We start from the raw sequence: 15,376 nt of genomic DNA, 5'->3' as shown, positions 1-15,376 counted from the left end.
CCGGAAAGAGCCACAGCAGGATGGCCGGGCGAGGGACAGCAAAAAGGTTCCCGGGCCGGTCGTAACAGGAGCATGACATGGACGCCTTGGTCTCAACCGACTGGCTGGAACGCGAACTGGGGGCATCGGACCTGCGGGTCGTCGATGCGACGAAATTTCTGGGGGCCGATCGCGACGCGCGCGCCGAATATGAAGCGGGCCACATTCCGGGCGCGGTGTTCATGGACCTCGCCGAACTGACCGACGCGTCGAACGCGGTCGAAAACATGGCGCCTTCCGCCGAAAAATTCGCGAGCCGCATGCAGTCGCTCGGGCTCGGCGACGGCAGCCGCATCGTGCTCTACGACGACAGTCCGCTGAAGAGCGCGGCGCGCGCCTGGTGGCTTTTGAAGCTGTTCGGAGCGCACGATGTCGCGCTGCTCGACGGCGGCCTCGCCAAGTGGAAGGCGGAAGGCCGCGCGCTCGAAATGGGCAAGCAGACGCTGCGTCACCGCCACTTCACCGTGTGGCGCGACGCGAAGGCGGTGCGCACCAAGGAACAGATGCTCGCGAATGTCGACAGCGCCGCCGAGCAGGTGGTCGATGCGCGCCCGGCGGCACGCTTCACCGGCGAGGAACGCGATCCGCGCCCTGGCCTCGCGCCCGGCCACATCCCGAATTCGCGCAGCCTGCCGCACGGCGAGCTGTTCAACGCCGACGGCACCTGGAAGCGCGGCGACGATCTGAAGGCGGCGTTCGATGCCGCCGGGATCGATCTCGACCAGCCGCTCGTCACCACCTGCGGCAGCGGCATGACCGCCACCGTCGTCGCCTTCGGCGCGCATCTGCTCGGCAAGGACGATGTCGCGGTCTATGACGGCAGCTGGCTCGAATGGGGCGCCGATCCCGCGACGCCGAAGGCGACCGGGGCAGCCTGAACCTGCCGTCTCCATCCCGTCCTCGTGCCCCTGCGAAGGCAGGGATCCATCTCCTGCCCTCGGCAGGTTCCAACGGACGGGGCGGGAATGCGATAGCTTTGGAGATGGGCCCCTGCCTTCGCAGGGGCACGGTGATCCTGCCACCACTGGATTTTGGCCGCTGCTCCGCTAACAGGGGCGCATGAGCAAAAGCGACGACAAGAGCCTCCGCCCCGCGACAAAATTGGTGCAGGGCGGGCGGCGGCCCGAATGGACCGGTGACCCGCGGCTCGGCGGCGGGATCGTCAATCCGCCGGTGTGGCGCGCCTCGACGATCCTCTACGACAATATCGCCGACCTCAAGGCGCGGGGCCATGCGACGCACGACAAGCTTTATTACGGCCGGCGCGGGACGCCGACCGTGTGGGCGCTCGCCGATGCGCTGACGGGGATGGAGGAGGGCGCCGAAGGAACTCTGCTCTATCCGTCGGGGGTGGCGGCGATTTCGGCCGGACTGCTCGCGCTGCTGTCGCCGGGCGACCATCTGCTGATGGTCGACAGCGCCTATGAACCGACGCGCGCCTTCTGCGACCTCATGCTCGCGCGGCTCGGCGTCGAAACGACCTATTATGATCCGCTCACCGGGGCTGGGATCGCCGAGCTCATCCGGCCCCAAACCAGGCTGATCTTCCTCGAATCGCCGGGCAGCCTGACCTTCGAAGTGCAGGATATTCCGGCGATCACGCGAATCGCGCGCGCGCGGGGCGTGCTGACGATGCTCGACAACACCTGGGCGACCCCCTTGCTCTTTCCCGCGTTCGGGCATGGCATCGACGTAACGATGATGAGCCTCACCAAATATGTCGGCGGGCATTCGGACGCGATGATGGGTTCGCTCACGGCGACGAAGGCCGTGTGGCCGAAGCTGCGCAGCGCCACCTATCAGCTCGGCCAATCGGTTTCGCCCGACGATTGCGCGTTGATGCTGCGTGGCCTCAGGACGCTCGAGGTGCGGATACGGCGGCAGGGCGAGAACGGCCTCGCCGTCGCGAACTGGCTCGCGGGCCGGGCCGAGGTCGGCCGCGTGCTGCACCCCGCGCTGCCGGGCAATCCCGGCCACGCGATCTGGTCGCGCGATTTCGCGGGCGCGAGCGGACTGTTCGGCTTCACGCTGAAGGGCGTCGACGAGGCGGCACGGACGCGCTTCATCGATTCGCTCGCCCATTTCGGCATCGGTTTCAGCTGGGGCGGCTATGAAAGCCTTGTCGTGCCGAGCGATCCGCAGATGATTCGCACCGCCACCCGCTGGACCGACCCCGACCCGCTTGTCCGCCTGTCGATCGGGCTCGAGGACCCGGCCGACCTGATCGCCGATCTCGAACGCGGCCTTGCCGCGATGCGCGGGTGAGCGCGGTGGACGGCCTGGCGCAAGCCGTCGCCGGCGCGGTCGGCACGCTGAAGGCGATCGGCATCGACGTCGGCTCGTACCGGCTCTCGCTCTATGGCCTGTTCTCGACAATCATCGTCGCGATTCTCCTCTATATAGCGGTGCGGATCGCGCTGCGCTCGACCAAATGGCTGCTTCGCCGCAACAGCCAGATCGACGCGACGCAAAGACTGCTGGCCGAAAAGCTGATCGCGATCGCGCTCTTCGTCTTCGCGATGCTGCTCGGCATCGACCTGCTCGGCATCGACCTTACCGCGCTGGCGGTCTTTTCGGGCGCCGCGGGCCTTGCGATCGGCTTCGGGCTGCAGAAGACCGTCGGCAATCTGATCGCGGGGATCATCCTGCTGATGGACCGCTCGATCAAGCCCGGCGACATCGTCGTCGTCGGCGACGGCAGCGCGATGGGCGGCACCAGCCTACCCGGCGGCGTGCCCAATGTCGGGCGCGTCGCCAAGATCGGCGTGCGCGCGGTCAATGTCGTCACCCGCGACGGCAGGAAGCATCTGATCCCGAACGAACTGCTGATGACGCAGGCGGTCGAGAATTGGAGCTTCGCCAGCCCCGAGGTGCGCGTGCGGATGCGCGTTCCGGTCGGCTATGACTGCGACCTCCGCCTCGCGCAGCGGCTGATGGTCGAGACCGCAAAGGAAAATCCGCGCATCCTCGCCGAACCCGAACCCGTCGTGTGGATCACCGCTTTTGGCGAACGCGCGGTCGAGCATGAGCTGCGCTATTGGATTTCGGACCCCGAGGCGGGGCTCGGCAACATCCAGGGCGAGGTATTCCTGGGAATATGGGACCGGTTCAAGGAAGCGGGCATCCGCATTCCCTATCCGCGCACCGACGTGCGGATGGTCGAGGCGCCGGAAGAAGAAGATCATCGGCAAAAGTAACCGTCGCCCCCGCGAAGGCGGGGGCCGTTGTCTGCCTTGCCCTACCCTTCCAGCGGCCCCCGCCTCCGCGGGGGCGACGATCGTTCAGAGACCGGCCTGCTTCGCGCGCTCGACGCATTCGACGATGATGCGCTTCGCCTCGTCGACGTCGCCCCAGCCGTTGAGCTTGGCCCATTTGCCGGGTTCGAGATCCTTATAGTGGGTGAAGAAATGCTCGATCTGCTGCAGCACGATCTCGGGCATATCCTTGTAGGTCGCGACCTTGTCGTAATAGGGAAAGGTCTTGCTGACGGGAACGCACAGCAGCTTCTCGTCGCCGCCGGCGTCGTCGACCATGTTGAGCACGCCGATCGGGCGGCACTTGACCACCGCGCCCGCGACGATCGGCGAGCGCGCGACGACCAGTGCGTCCAGCGGATCGCCGTCCTCGCCCAGCGTGTGCGGGACGAAGCCGTAATTGGCGGGATAGCGCATCGGGGTGTGGAGGAAGCGGTCGACGAACAGCGCGCCCGACGCCTTGTCGAATTCATATTTCACCGGCTCGCCGCCGATCGGCACTTCGATCAGGACGTTGAGGCTGTCGGGCGGATTGTCGCCGGCGGGAATCAGGTCGATGCGCATGGGAGAAGTCAGTCCTTTGTTTTTTGATTCGGGCGCCCCTTAGCCCTTCGCATCGCGCGAAGTCGAGACACCGCGAAGCCGCGCGGCGACGACCGGTGTCTTCCCTGCGCTCGAAACGAACGGCTGCGGCGGGATTAAAGCGCCCGCCGCGGCGCCAATAGCCGATCGAACCAGTCGGGGCCATTCCCCGATTTTTCGAGGTGCGGCCAGCGCAGCCCGCCGTGATAGTCGATCTCGACGTTCCGATAGCGCCCGCCGCGCTCGACGAGCAGCCGCACCGGCGTCTTGCCGTCGGTCGCCGCCTGCACCGCGGCCTCGATCCGCTCGCGGCTATAGGCGAGACCGTCGACCGCGACGACCTTCGTCCCGTTGACGATGTCGGCCTTGAAGGCGGGGCCGTTCCACAGGATGCCGGTCGCGACGCCGTCCTTGTCGACCGTCATGCCCAGCGAATGGGTCAGGTCGGCGTTCTTCGCCTGCGCCATGCGGTCGCGATCGAAGACGTTCGGCGTGTCGCGCCAGACGAGGCGATAACCCGCGCGCTCGATCCCGCCGGTGGGGGCGGGGCGCCCGCTCGTCTGCATCCGCTCGTGCAGGAACGTCGCCCAGTCATAGGGGTGGACGGCGTTCAGCGTGGCGACGACATCGTCGAAATCATAGGTCTCCTGCCCCCAATCGCCCTCGCGTCCGCCGAAAAAGGCGCGCGCGAAATCGTCGAGGCTCCTCGCATTGTTCGTCGCGCCGCGGATCAGCATGTCGGCCTCGAGCCACATCAGCGACCCTTCGTTGTAATAATCTTCGCTCCGCGACCAGCTCGAAAAGGGCTTGGGCTTGCGCGCCGCGATCACCGGGTCGAGCGTCGTATCCTCGACCGGGCGCCACTCGCGGCCGGGCTGGACGCTGTAATAGCCGGCGTTGGTCGCCCATTCGGCAAGCACCATCTCCTTCGACTGCATCCCCGACCGCGCGGCGAGCACGAGGTCCCAGAAGCTCGTCTGCCCTTCGTAAACCCACAGCAGATTGCCCTGCATCGGCGTGCGGAAGTCGGGGGTCCACAGCTTGTCGGGCCGGCGATATTTGCCATTCCAGCTGTGCGTCAGCTCGTGCGGGAGCAGCCCGCGCTCGCTGTCGTTATCGTTCCATTTGGTGAAATAGTCGGGATGGCGGCTGTTCTCGCTCGAACGATGATGCTCGAGCCCGATCCCGCCCAGTTCGTCGCTGAGCGCGAGCAGGAATTCATAGCGGTCGAAATGGCGGACGCCGAACAGCGCGACGGCTTCGGACACCAGCGCGGCGTGGCGCGCGATATGGTCGGGGCTGGCCTCCAGATATTTCGCCTCGTCGGCGACGACGTTCAGCGTCACCTTGTTGCCGAGATCCCATTTGCGGAAATATTTGCCGGCGAACATCGGGCTGTCGACGAGCGTCTCGTAGCTGGTCGGCGCGAAGCTGTAGCGGCCCGCCGACACCTTGAGCCCGTCGAGCGCCGCCGCGCCGGTCCAGCCTTCGGGCAGTGTGACCTCGAGCTGCACCGGGATGTTCCGCGTGAAATAGCCCGCGGGATAGAGGCTGACCTGTTCCCATTGCAGATTCATCATCGCCGGGGTGACGACGACGCGGCCCTCGCTCGTGCGCGTCGGCGACAGGAAGTCGAAGCTGATGTCGATGCTCTTGGTTCCCGCGGGCACATCGACGTCAAAGGCGTAGACGTCGGTCGGCTGGCGTGTCCAGACGAGCGGTTCTCCGCCCGCTGAGGCCTTGAACCCGGCCATTTCGGCGATCGCGCCGCGCGGTGCGTGCTTGCCCGGCAGCCATTCGGGATAGAGCAGGGTGAGCTTGCCGGTCTTCGCCACCGGGATCGTCTGCCGGACGTGAAAGATGCCGCGCGCGACGTCGGTCGCATCGACACGCAGCTGCATCGTCCCCGGATAGGGCTTGTCGGCGGGCAGCGGGATCGTCAGCGGCTGGACGACCGGCTGGGGGCGGCTGACCGCTTCCTGCGCGTGGATGGGGGCGGCCAAAACGAGAGGGGTGGCGATGAGGGCGGTTGCGACCAAGCGTGTTTTTTTCATGACGGCTCTCTGCCGCGATTCGCACTTTTCTACAACCTTCTCCCCTCGCTCGGCGACCGTGCGAGCCAATGGCTCGCACCCCTCACCCAGCTTCGACTAGGCAGCAAGCTGCCAAGTCTGCGCATCCCTCTCCCGCAAGGGGAGAGGGGACTTTGCGCAGTATGTAAAATCGATTAGACGCCGCCGCCATGAGCAAGGATAAATCCGCCAAAATCCCGACGCCGCAGGCCGTGCGCGGCACGCAGGACATGCTCGGCGATTTCGCCGACCGTTTCGCTTATGTCGTCGAGACGTTCGAGCGGGTACGCCGCCTCTATGGCTTCAAGCGTGTCGAGGTGCCGGTGATCGAGCCGACCGCGGTGTTCGCGCGCTCGCTAGGCGAAACCACCGACGTCGTGTCGAAGGAAATGTATAGCTTCGAGGATCGCGGCGGCGAATCGATCACGCTGCGTCCTGAATTCACCGCGGGGATCGCGCGCGCCTATGTCACCAACGGCTGGCAGCAGTTCGCGCCGCTCAAGGTCGCGACGCACGGCCCGCTGTTCCGCTACGAGCGGCCGCAGAAGGGCCGCTATCGCCAGTTTCACCAATTGGACGCCGAGGTGCTTGGCAGCGACAGCCCGCTCGCCGATGCCGAATTGCTGGTATTCGCGGATCAGCTGCTCAAGGAGCTGGGTATCTCCGAGGGCGTGACGCTGACGCTCAACACGCTCGGCGATGCGGCGAGCCGCGATGCGTGGCGTGCTGCGCTGGTCGAGCATTTCGAGGCGCATCGCGGGAACTTGAGCGAAGACAGCCTCGCGCGGCTCGACAAGAATCCGCTGCGCATCCTCGACAGCAAGGATCCGAGGGACCGTCCGATCGCCGACAGCGCGCCCGACATCGATGCGTTTCTGACGAGCGAAGCGCAGGATTTTTTCGGCGCGGTGACCGCCGGGCTCGACGCCGCGGGGGTCGCGTGGGAACGCAACGCGCGGCTCGTGCGCGGGCTCGACTATTATCGCCACACGGCGTTCGAATTCGTCACCGACCGCTTGGGCGCGCAGGGCACGGTGCTCGGCGGCGGACGCTACGACGGGCTGATCGAAACTCTCGGCGGCCCGCCGACCCCGGCGGTCGGCTGGGCGGCGGGAATCGAGCGGCTCGCGATGCTGCTCGCCGACGACGTCATCGACACCCGGCTCGATACGGTGATTGCGGTCGAGGACGACGGCCAGATCGCGTTCGCGATGAGAGCGCTCGCCGCGCTGCGCAATGGCGGCTTCGCGGCCGAGATCGTGGCGAGCGGGTCGCCGCGCAAACGCTTCGACAAGGCGGCGAAGATTCCCGCGCACGCGCTGATTTCGGTTGGTACGCGCGACGGTGCGCTTCACGTCAACGTCCGTGGTGACGGCGATCGCGCGAAGGCGGCCGAGGGGCTCGTCCGGGCACTCTGATGACCTCCGTTTCCGCCAAACAGATCGACGCGATCATCGAACGCCACGCCGCCTTGCAGGCGCGCATGGCGACGGGTGATATGGCGCCCGCCGATTTCGTCGCGGCGTCGAAGGAATTCGCCGAGCTCGAACCTGTCGCGAAAGCCGCCGCCGAAGTGACGCGGCTGCGCGGCGAGCTGGTTTCGCTGAACGAAATGCTCGCCGATCCCGAGATGAAGGCGATGGCGGCCGAGGAAATCGCCGCGATCGAGGCGGCGCTGCCCGCGGCCGAACATGACCTCGCGATCAAGCTTCTCCCCAAGGACGTCGCCGACGAGCGCGCCGCGATGCTCGAAATCCGCGCCGGGACGGGCGGCGATGAAAGCGCGCTGTTCTCGGGCGACCTGCTGCGCATGTACAGCCGTTTCGCCGATACGCAGGGGTGGAAGGTCGAGATCATCTCGGCGAACGAGGCCGAGGTCGGCGGTTACAAGGAAGTCGTCGCGTCGGTGAGCGGGCAGGGCGTTTTCGCCAAATTGAAGTTCGAAAGCGGCGTCCACCGCGTCCAGCGCGTTCCCGCGACCGAAAGCCAGGGCCGCATCCACACCAGCGCCGCGACCGTCGCGGTGCTGCCTGAGGCGGAGGAAGTCGACGTCGCGATCAACGACAGCGACCTCAAGATCGACATCTACCGTGCGAGCGGAGCGGGCGGGCAGCATGTCAACACGACCGATTCGGCGATCCGCATCACACATATCCCGACCGGGCTCGTCGTGATCCAGCAGGACCAGCGCAGCCAGCACAAGAATCGCGCCAAGGCGATGCAGGTGCTGCGCGCGCGGCTCTATGATCTCGAGCGCGAGAAGATTCACAGCGCCGAGGCCTCGGCGCGCAAATCGATGGTCGGGTCGGGCGACCGCTCCGAACGCATCCGCACCTATAATTTCCCGCAGGGGCGCGTCACCGACCACCGCATCAACCTGACGCTCCACCGCCTGCCCGAGATCATCGAGGGGCAGATGGACGAGCTGATCGACGCGCTGATCGCCGAGGATCAGGCGCAGCGGCTGGCAGGACTGGGTGAGTGAGCAAGGGCGCCTGCGCCTATTCCAATCCGTTCGCATCGAGCCCTTCGGCTGCCCGCAGGGCGGGCGCTCAGGATAAACTTCAGCCTTCGGCTGAAGTCGAGATGCCCCTCGGCCTGGCGTGATCCCGATGGGTGTCTCGACTTCGCTCGACACGAACGGAATTCGGCGGTGAGCGCGGTTTCCATCGCGCTGCGCGAGGCGGCGCAGCGGTTGGCGGGCGTGTCGGACACGCCGCGGCTCGACGCCGAATTGCTGATGGCGCATGCGCTGGGCATCGAGCGGCAGGCGCTGCTGCTCGACCCGGCGCGCCATGCCGTGCCGACGGAATTCGGTGCCTTCGTCGCGCGCCGGATGGCGCATGAACCCGTCGCCTATATCCTCGGCTATCGCGATTTCTGGACGATCCGGCTGAAGGTCGGCCCCGGCGTGCTGGTTCCGCGCCCCGACAGCGAGACGCTGATCGAGGCCGCAGTGGCGCATTTCGGCGCGGCGGGGCCAGGACAAATTCTCGACCTCGGCACCGGTCCCGGCACGCTGCTCTACGCCGCGATGAGCGAATGGCCGGAGGCGCGCGGGCTCGGCGTCGATGCCAGCGACATCGCGCTCGGCTATGCGGCGGACAATGCGGCGGCGCTCGGGCTCGCCGACCGCGTCGAACTCATGGCGGGCAATTGGGCGGAGCGGGTCGCGGGGTCATTCGATCTCATCCTCTGCAACCCGCCCTATATCGCCGATAACGAAGAACTGATGCCCGACGTCGCCGGTCACGAGCCCGGCTGCGCGCTGTTCGCCGGGGCCGACGGCCTCGACGATTATCGCCGCATCATCCCCGATTTGCCGCGCATTCTCGCGCCCGGCGGCGTCGCGATCCTTGAAATCGGGCACACGCAACATATGTTGGTGGGTGAGCTCGCCGAAGCGGCGGGGTTCACGGCCCGATGCCGACAGGATCTCGGCGGCCGCGACAGGGCGCTTTTGCTGACCCGCGCCTGACACCCGCGCAAGAATTTTCTTGGTTTCCGCCGCAAAGCGCGGTAGGGGCGGCTTACAGACCCGGCACGGGTACCTTGATCGGTCCGGCTGGTCTGTTTCCCACTTACGATGCTGGTGCGGGGCCGTGGGGCCCGGCGCAAGCGGTAAAGGGCAAGAACCGCGCATGGCGCGGGCGCGACGCGCAATTGGCGCGATCGGCCAAAAGGGGTTGGCGTAGCTTATTTAGCTTATTCGACAGGATGTCTCAGTTGAACATGAACAACCGGCAGAGCGGTCGCCGTCGCGGCCGCAACAACAACAGCAACAACAACCGGTCGCAGTCGGGCGGTCGCGGAGGCGTCGACCAGGCGAACCGCATCGACAGCCGGGCGCGCGGCAACGGCGCCCAGATGATCGAAAAATATCGCAACCTCGCGCGCGACGCGCAGCTTGCGGGCGACCGGGTCCAGACCGAATATTATCTGCAGTTCGCCGACCATTATTTCCGCGTCGTTAGCGACTTCCGCGCCCGGCAGGAAGAAAAGGCCGCGGCGAACGGGCAGGAGCGTGGCAATGACCGCGGCCGCGAGATTCGCGGCGTCGAGGATTTCGACGGCCACGATGATACCGACGGCGATGTCGATACCGACACCGGCCGCGACGACGGCGACAATGGCGATGAGCGCAGCGACCGCAACGAGCGTGGCGGCCGCGGCCCGCGTGACAATCGCGGCAACCGCGAACCGCGCGGCGATCGCGACGACGATAATCGCGGCAACCGCCAGCCATCGCGCGGGCGGACCGCGCGCAATCGCGAAGAGAGCGAAGGCGAGCATAACGATCGCGATGAAGCGGCGCCCCGCGACGAAACCGCCGAACAGGAAGCCGCCCCGCGCCCGTCGCGCCGCCCCGCACGCCGCGCGCGTCAGGACGACGGCGCCGACAAGGCGGCCGACAAGGATAATGCCGGGATCGACACGGCGGTGCTGCCGCCGGCGATCGGCCGCCCCGAACGCGGCGCCGAGGGCGATGCGGGCGAAGAGGCTCCGGCCGCCAAGCCGCGCCGCACCCGCCGCACGCTCGCGGCGCGCGGCACCGACGTCGAGGCCGCCGAATAGGTCGGCGATTTCGCGCTAGAATTTGAATGTGACATGCCATAGCCTCCCCGCGGAATATTCGCGGGGAGGCTTTTTTATGCGCGCGTTGGCAATGCTTTGCGTTCCGTTCGTCCTAACGGCACTCCCTGCGGCGGCGCAGGATCCCACAAGGGGCAATGCGCAGGGCGAGCTGGCCGTCACCATCTATAACGGCGGGCAGTCGCTGGTGCAGGACATCCGCCAGATCGCTTTCCCTGCCGGCCGGACGCGGCAGGAATTTCCCGACGTATCGGCGCAGATCCGGCCGCAGACGGTCTCCTTCGCGGCGGCGAACACCGCGATCGTCGAGCAGAATTTCGACTATGATCTCCTGTCGCCCAACGCGCTGATGCAAAAGGCGGTGGGCGAGACGGTGACGCTGCTGCGCACCAACCCCGCCACCGGCGCCGAAACGCGCGAGCGCGCCAAGGTGCTCGCGGTCAATGGCGGCGTCGTGCTCCAGATCGGCTCCAGGATCGAGATATTGCGCGACGACGGGATGCCGGTGCGCGTGATCTTCGACAAGATTCCGCCGAATCTGCGCGCCAAGCCGACGCTGTCGATCACCGTCGACAGCGATCGGGCGGGAACGCGGCCCGCCACGCTCTCTTACCTCACGAACGGGCTCGGCTGGGCGGCCGACTATGTCTCGCTCTATGACGAGAAGGCGGGGACGATCGACGTCCAGGGCTGGGTGACGCTTTCCAACAACACCGGCACGACCTTCGCCAATGCGAAGACGCTGCTCGTCGCGGGAACGCCTTCGGGCGGCGGCGCGACGTCGCGGTCCTATCGCCCGCGCCCGCAGCCGCCGGGCAATCTGCGCCGCGCGGGCACCGAAACCGCGCCGCGCGAGCAGCTCGGCGACTATTATCTCTACCCGCTCGCCGAGCGGACGACGATCGCTAATGCCCAGACCAAGCAGGTGAGCTTCCTCGACGTCAGCGGCGTCCCGGCGCAGAAAATCTATGAATATAGCGTCGGCGGGTTCGACACGATGACCGAGCCGGCGAGCGCGGCGAGCGTGATCAAGTTCAACACGAGCGCGAAGGGCGGGGGCCTCGGCGACGCGCTGCCCGCGGGGACGGTGCGCTTCTATCAGCGCGACCTGCGCGGCGATCCGCAGTTCATCGGCGAAAACAACATCGGCCATACGCCGATGGGAAGCGAACTCGGCCTCGCGACCGGACAGGCGTTCGACGTCAAGGTGCAGGCGACGGTCGTGAAGCGCGAGCGCATTTCGGACCGGCGCTGGCGGACGCAAATGTCCTATCTGCTCACCAATGCGCGGGCGAACCCGGTGACGCTCGATCTCGTCCAGCGCGGGCTCGACTGGTATTGGGACGACACGCGCATCGTCGACGAAAGCCGGAAGAGCGAGCGGCTCGACAGCGACGGCACGCGGTGGCGGATCGAGGTGCCCGCCAATGGCGAAGCGACGATCACCGCCACCTTCGAAACGCGCACCTGATTCGCGGGGCACGATGCGCCGCTGGCCGCTCCTGCTGTCGATGCTGGCCGCCTCCCCGGCGGCGGCGCAGCCTGCGGTGACCTCGCTTGCCCCCGAGAAAGTCTCGGTCAGCGTCTTTCGCGATCCCGGCCGCGACGAGGGCGGAGAGATTTCGCCGAATTGGCTCGAGGGTTTCGCGCTGATCTCCGAAACGCGGACGATCGACCTCCCCGCCGGCGAGGCGACGGTGCGATTCGAAGGCGTCGCCGAGGGGATGATCGCCGTGTCGGCGATCGTCACCGGCCTGCCCGGCGGGGTGGTGCAGAAAAATCGCGATGCGGCGCTGCTGTCGCCCGCCAGCCTGCTCGACGGATCGCTCGGCAACCGCGTCCATATCCGCCGCACCGACGGCGCGACGGGCAAGGTCACCGAAGAGGAAGCCATCATCCGCTCGGGCCCGGCGGGGGCCGTCGTGCTGCAAACGCCCGCGGGCTATGAGGCCTTGCGCTGCACCGGCCTTCCCGAAACGATCGTCTATGACGGCGTGCCCGCGGGGCTGACCGCGAAGCCGACCTTGTCGGTGACGACGCGCAGCCCGGCGGCGCAGCGCGCGACGGTGACGCTGACCTATCTATCGACCGGCTTCGACTGGGCGAGCAATTATGTCGCGCGCGTGCGCGAGGACGGGAAGACGCTCGACCTCTTCGCCTGGCTGACGGTCGCCAACAGCAATGGCGAGAGTTTCGCCGACGCCGGGCTCGCGGCGATCGCGGGCACGCTCAACAAGGTCAGCGATTTCGAGGCCCTCGCCGAACGCCCGCGCCCGCCGCCGCTTCGTCTGCGCTGCTTTCCGACCGGCAGCGGACGCTATGGCGCTCCACCCCCGCCTCCGCCGCCGCCCGCTCCGCCGCCACCGCCGATGGCGGCGATGGACAGCATCGTCGTCACCGCGCAGCGCAGGCCGAGCGCCGAGATGTTGTCGGCCGTCGCGATCGTCGCGAGCCAGGAGGATCTGGGCGACCTCAAGCTCTATCGCGTGCCGATCCCGGTCACCGTCGCCGCGAACGGGCAGAAGCAGGTCGCGCTGCTCGTCAAGGACGGCGTGCCGTTTCGCACGATCCATCGCCTGCGCCTTTATCCGGGCGACGAGGGGAAGGCGATGGAGCCCGAAATCCTGCTCCGGATGCAGAACAAGGAGGCCGAAGGGCTGGGCGTCCCGCTGCCGAGCGGGCAGGCGGCGGTGTTCGAGCCGGTCGGCGGCCGCGAGATGCTGGTCGGCGAGGGGCGGATGCGCGACCATGCGGTCGGCGAAAAGGTCGATCTCGTCATCGGCGAGAGCAGCCAGGTGCGAATCGACGTCGAAAATTATGTGCCGCCGAAGAATCGCGAGCAGGATTACCGCATCACCGTGACCAATGCGAACCCGCATCCGGCCGACGTCGAACTCGGCTTTCTTGTCGATGACAGCGACCGCCTCGATTCGCGCATCCGCAAGCTTCCGCGCCGCGACGGCCTGCTCACCTGGGTCGTTCGCGTGCCCGCGAACGGCAGCAAGGCGTTCCATTACCGCGTGAAGGATGAGTAGAGCGTGATCGCTTTTTGAGTGAATCGTCATCCCGGCGAAGGCCGGGATCTCGCCGGTGCGTCAGGCCGAGAGGGCGAGATCCCGGCCTTCGCCGGGATGACGGTATGAGGAGGCGGGTTTCAGGTTGGCGGCAGCGCGCGCGGGCGGTGATTCTCGTCGAGCGCGACGAAGGTGAACAGACCCTCGGTCACGCGCTCCTCGGTGCGCCCGCCGTCGCGCGTCGCGATCACTTCGATTCTGATGCCCATCGAGGTGCGCCCGCGCCGCTCGAGATGGGCATAGACCGAGATGATGTCGCGCAGCAGGATCGGCGCGATGAACTCCATCGTTTCGATCGCCACCGTCGCCACCGCGCCTTGCGCGACGCGCCCGGCGACGATCCCGCCCGCGATGTCCATCTGGCTGAGCACCCAGCCGCCGAAGATATGGCCGTTGGCGTTGATGTCGGCGGGGCGCGGGACGACGCGCAATATCGGGTCGCGCGGACAGTCGGGAGGCGTGGTTTCGGTCATGGTTTCAAATCCGGGTCGTCCTCAAAGGGGGTTTCGATCGATTCGTCGTGGCCGCTGCCGCTCGACAGGAAGACGAGCCCCATCAGCGCCGCGCCGAGCATCACCGACAGGCCGACGCCGGCCGCGGTCGCGATGATCATGTGGATCGTCAGCGCGTCGCCCATCGTGAAGCGGAGCCAGCCGAGCGCGCCGACGACGGCGAGCAGCGATACCAGCGCCATGCCCTTCATCAGGCGGCGATAGCGCGCCCAGGCGATGTTCGATGTGTCGCGGTTGTCGAGCGGGGAGCGTTTGACCATGCGTGCCTCCATGGACCAGGCCGCCGCCGCGGCCAAGCGTCATTGCGGGAGGTGGGACGTTTCGTCCCACATGCGAATCATGATAGGCTCGCCCGGCAACAGAACCAAATATGGGAGCGGCGGCTATGACGATCGGAGCGATTCTTCGTGAACGGACCGGGGCGGTGATTTCGGCGCGGCCGGGCGACGCGGTCCGCGCCGTGGTCGACCTGCTGGCGCAGAACCGGATCGGCGCGGTTCCGGTGATCGAGGGCGATGCGGTGGTTGGCATTTTTTCCGAACGCGACATCGTCCGCCTCCTCTCCTCCTATGGCCCCGACGCGCTCGACCGCAGCCTCGACGAGGTGATGACCAAATCGCCCGTGACCTGCGATTCGCACATGGCGGTGATCGGTGCGCTGTCGCAGATGACGCAAAAGCGCATCCGCCATCTGCCCGTGGTCGACAGCGGCCGACTGGTCGGATTCGTGTCGATCGGCGACCTCGTCAAATATCGCATCGACAAGATCGAGGCCGAAGCCGCGGCGATGCGCGACTATATCGCGTCCTGATTCGGGGTTTCGGCCGCGGGCGCCCGGCGGCGGAGCACGAGACGAATCACTTCGGAGAGCGCCTCGCGCTCGAGCAGCCACAGGAGCGCGCCATAAAGCGCCACGCCGAGTCCGGCGAGCAGGGCGAGCTGGACCGGCGCCGCCAGGCCGAGCGATTCGAGCGCCTGACCCGCAAAGCCGACGCCGATCGCCATCACCAGCGCGGGTGCCAGCCCGGGCAGCATCGCGCGGGCGACATCCCATAGCGATATGACGATCAGCGGTGCCGACAGGCGCGCGGTGACGATAAGGAGCAGGGGAGCGGCGACCAGCCACGCCCACGCCATGCCGATCAGCCCCCATTCGGCGCCGACGAGGAACGAGACCGGAAAGAGGACGGCGCCGCTCATCGCGGTGAACATCGAAATCGACGGCTTGCCGAGCGCGTTGGTGACGGGGG

At 67.1% G+C, this 15,376-nt stretch carries 15 protein-coding genes (1 of these 15 running past the window's edge); 10 read left to right on the top strand and 5 right to left on the bottom strand.

Features of this window, described 5'->3' with window-relative positions; genetic code table 11:
- The first annotated feature begins 77 nt into the window (after positions 1–77).
- From sseA to QZL87_RS15680, 3 genes are all read left to right on the top strand, one after another.
- On the top strand, positions 78–917 hold the full coding sequence (sseA, locus tag QZL87_RS15690; protein ID WP_295321179.1) for a 3-mercaptopyruvate sulfurtransferase: 840 nt from the start codon (positions 78–80) through the stop codon (positions 915–917).
- A gap of 181 nt (positions 918–1,098) precedes the next feature.
- Positions 1,099–2,304, top strand: coding sequence for a cystathionine beta-lyase (gene metC / locus QZL87_RS15685; protein WP_295321176.1), 1,206 nt, complete (start codon positions 1,099–1,101; stop codon positions 2,302–2,304).
- Positions 2,301–3,236, top strand: coding sequence for a mechanosensitive ion channel domain-containing protein (locus QZL87_RS15680; protein WP_295321174.1), 936 nt, complete (start codon positions 2,301–2,303; stop codon positions 3,234–3,236). Before metC ends, QZL87_RS15680 begins: the two co-directional genes overlap by 4 nt.
- An 84-nt stretch (positions 3,237–3,320) precedes the next feature.
- Here the strand turns inward: QZL87_RS15680 and ppa are convergent, their stop codons facing one another.
- Positions 3,321–3,857, bottom strand: a complete 537-nt coding sequence (gene ppa, locus QZL87_RS15675) for an inorganic diphosphatase (protein ID WP_295321171.1) — start codon at positions 3,855–3,857, stop codon at positions 3,321–3,323.
- A 134-nt stretch (positions 3,858–3,991) separates the two neighbouring features.
- On the bottom strand, positions 3,992–5,878 hold the full coding sequence (locus QZL87_RS15670) for a peptidase M61 (protein WP_295321169.1): 1,887 nt from the start codon (positions 5,876–5,878) through the stop codon (positions 3,992–3,994).
- Between the two features lie 239 nt (positions 5,879–6,117).
- Between QZL87_RS15670 and hisS the strand changes: the two genes are divergently transcribed.
- From hisS to QZL87_RS15640, 6 genes are all read left to right on the top strand, one after another.
- Positions 6,118–7,365 carry a histidine--tRNA ligase gene (gene hisS / locus QZL87_RS15665; RefSeq protein WP_295321167.1) on the top strand — a complete coding sequence of 416 codons (1,248 nt, stop codon included), beginning with the start codon at positions 6,118–6,120 and terminating at the stop codon, positions 7,363–7,365.
- Positions 7,365–8,432 carry a peptide chain release factor 1 gene (prfA, locus tag QZL87_RS15660; protein ID WP_295321164.1) on the top strand — a complete coding sequence of 356 codons (1,068 nt, stop codon included), beginning with the start codon at positions 7,365–7,367 and terminating at the stop codon, positions 8,430–8,432. The genes hisS and prfA overlap by 1 nt, the downstream gene beginning before the upstream one ends.
- A 168-nt stretch (positions 8,433–8,600) precedes the next feature.
- Positions 8,601–9,425, top strand: a complete 825-nt coding sequence (gene prmC / locus QZL87_RS15655) for a peptide chain release factor N(5)-glutamine methyltransferase (protein WP_295321162.1) — start codon at positions 8,601–8,603, stop codon at positions 9,423–9,425.
- Positions 9,426–9,664: 239 nt separating this feature from the next.
- Complete coding sequence (locus QZL87_RS15650; RefSeq protein WP_295321161.1) at positions 9,665–10,522, top strand: DUF4167 domain-containing protein; 858 nt, start codon at positions 9,665–9,667, stop codon at positions 10,520–10,522.
- A gap of 76 nt (positions 10,523–10,598) precedes the next feature.
- The gene (locus QZL87_RS15645) at positions 10,599–12,011 is read left to right on the top strand and encodes a DUF4139 domain-containing protein (protein WP_295321159.1); all 1,413 of its coding nucleotides are present in this window, start codon (positions 10,599–10,601) and stop codon (positions 12,009–12,011) included.
- A 13-nt stretch (positions 12,012–12,024) separates the two neighbouring features.
- Positions 12,025–13,575 (top strand): hypothetical protein, encoded by a 1,551-nt coding sequence (locus QZL87_RS15640; protein ID WP_295321157.1) that lies wholly within the window; start codon positions 12,025–12,027, stop codon positions 13,573–13,575.
- Positions 13,576–13,694: 119 nt separating this feature from the next.
- Here QZL87_RS15640 and QZL87_RS15635 read toward each other — a convergent pair whose 3' ends face one another.
- Positions 13,695–14,087, bottom strand: a complete 393-nt coding sequence (locus QZL87_RS15635) for an acyl-CoA thioesterase (protein ID WP_295321154.1) — start codon at positions 14,085–14,087, stop codon at positions 13,695–13,697.
- Positions 14,084–14,386, bottom strand: a complete 303-nt coding sequence (locus QZL87_RS15630) for a hypothetical protein (RefSeq protein WP_295321151.1) — start codon at positions 14,384–14,386, stop codon at positions 14,084–14,086. Before QZL87_RS15630 ends, QZL87_RS15635 begins: the two co-directional genes overlap by 4 nt.
- Positions 14,387–14,511: 125 nt before the next feature.
- Between QZL87_RS15630 and QZL87_RS15625 the strand changes: the two genes are divergently transcribed.
- The gene (locus QZL87_RS15625) at positions 14,512–14,937 is read left to right on the top strand and encodes a CBS domain-containing protein (protein WP_295321149.1); all 426 of its coding nucleotides are present in this window, start codon (positions 14,512–14,514) and stop codon (positions 14,935–14,937) included.
- Here QZL87_RS15625 and QZL87_RS15620 read toward each other — a convergent pair.
- Positions 14,922–15,376, bottom strand: partial view of a lipopolysaccharide biosynthesis protein gene (locus QZL87_RS15620; RefSeq protein WP_295321146.1) — the final stretch only. The gene runs 1,078 nt beyond the window's last position; only the last 455 of its 1,533 coding nucleotides appear in the window; its start codon lies beyond the right edge, outside the window — the gene reads right to left on this strand; it ends in the stop codon at positions 14,922–14,924. The two genes, QZL87_RS15625 and QZL87_RS15620, sit on opposite strands and share 16 nt — an antisense overlap.

Source organism: uncultured Sphingopyxis sp. (genome assembly GCF_900078365.1).
In the GTDB taxonomy this organism is placed as follows: domain Bacteria; phylum Pseudomonadota; class Alphaproteobacteria; order Sphingomonadales; family Sphingomonadaceae; genus Sphingopyxis.
This window is presented reverse-complemented; position numbering and strand designations above follow the sequence as displayed.

Excerpts from the sequence above, each read along its gene's own strand:
- prfA (WP_295321164.1), top strand. The coding sequence starts at position 7,365 with ATGACCTCCGTTTCCGCCAAACAGATCGACGCGATCATCGAACGCCAC.
- hisS (WP_295321167.1), top strand. The coding sequence starts at position 6,118 with ATGAGCAAGGATAAATCCGCCAAAATCCCGACGCCGCAGGCCGTGCGC.
- ppa (WP_295321171.1), bottom strand. The coding sequence starts at position 3,857 with ATGCGCATCGACCTGATTCCCGCCGGCGACAATCCGCCCGACAGCCTC.
- QZL87_RS15635 (WP_295321154.1), bottom strand. The coding sequence starts at position 14,087 with ATGACCGAAACCACGCCTCCCGACTGTCCGCGCGACCCGATATTGCGC.
- QZL87_RS15650 (WP_295321161.1), top strand. The coding sequence starts at position 9,665 with ATGTCTCAGTTGAACATGAACAACCGGCAGAGCGGTCGCCGTCGCGGC.
- QZL87_RS15630 (WP_295321151.1), bottom strand. The coding sequence starts at position 14,386 with ATGGTCAAACGCTCCCCGCTCGACAACCGCGACACATCGAACATCGCC.
- QZL87_RS15645 (WP_295321159.1), top strand. The coding sequence starts at position 10,599 with ATGCGCGCGTTGGCAATGCTTTGCGTTCCGTTCGTCCTAACGGCACTC.
- QZL87_RS15625 (WP_295321149.1), top strand. The coding sequence starts at position 14,512 with ATGACGATCGGAGCGATTCTTCGTGAACGGACCGGGGCGGTGATTTCG.
- metC (WP_295321176.1), top strand. The coding sequence starts at position 1,099 with ATGAGCAAAAGCGACGACAAGAGCCTCCGCCCCGCGACAAAATTGGTG.
- QZL87_RS15640 (WP_295321157.1), top strand. The coding sequence starts at position 12,025 with ATGCGCCGCTGGCCGCTCCTGCTGTCGATGCTGGCCGCCTCCCCGGCG.
- sseA (WP_295321179.1), top strand. The coding sequence starts at position 78 with ATGGACGCCTTGGTCTCAACCGACTGGCTGGAACGCGAACTGGGGGCA.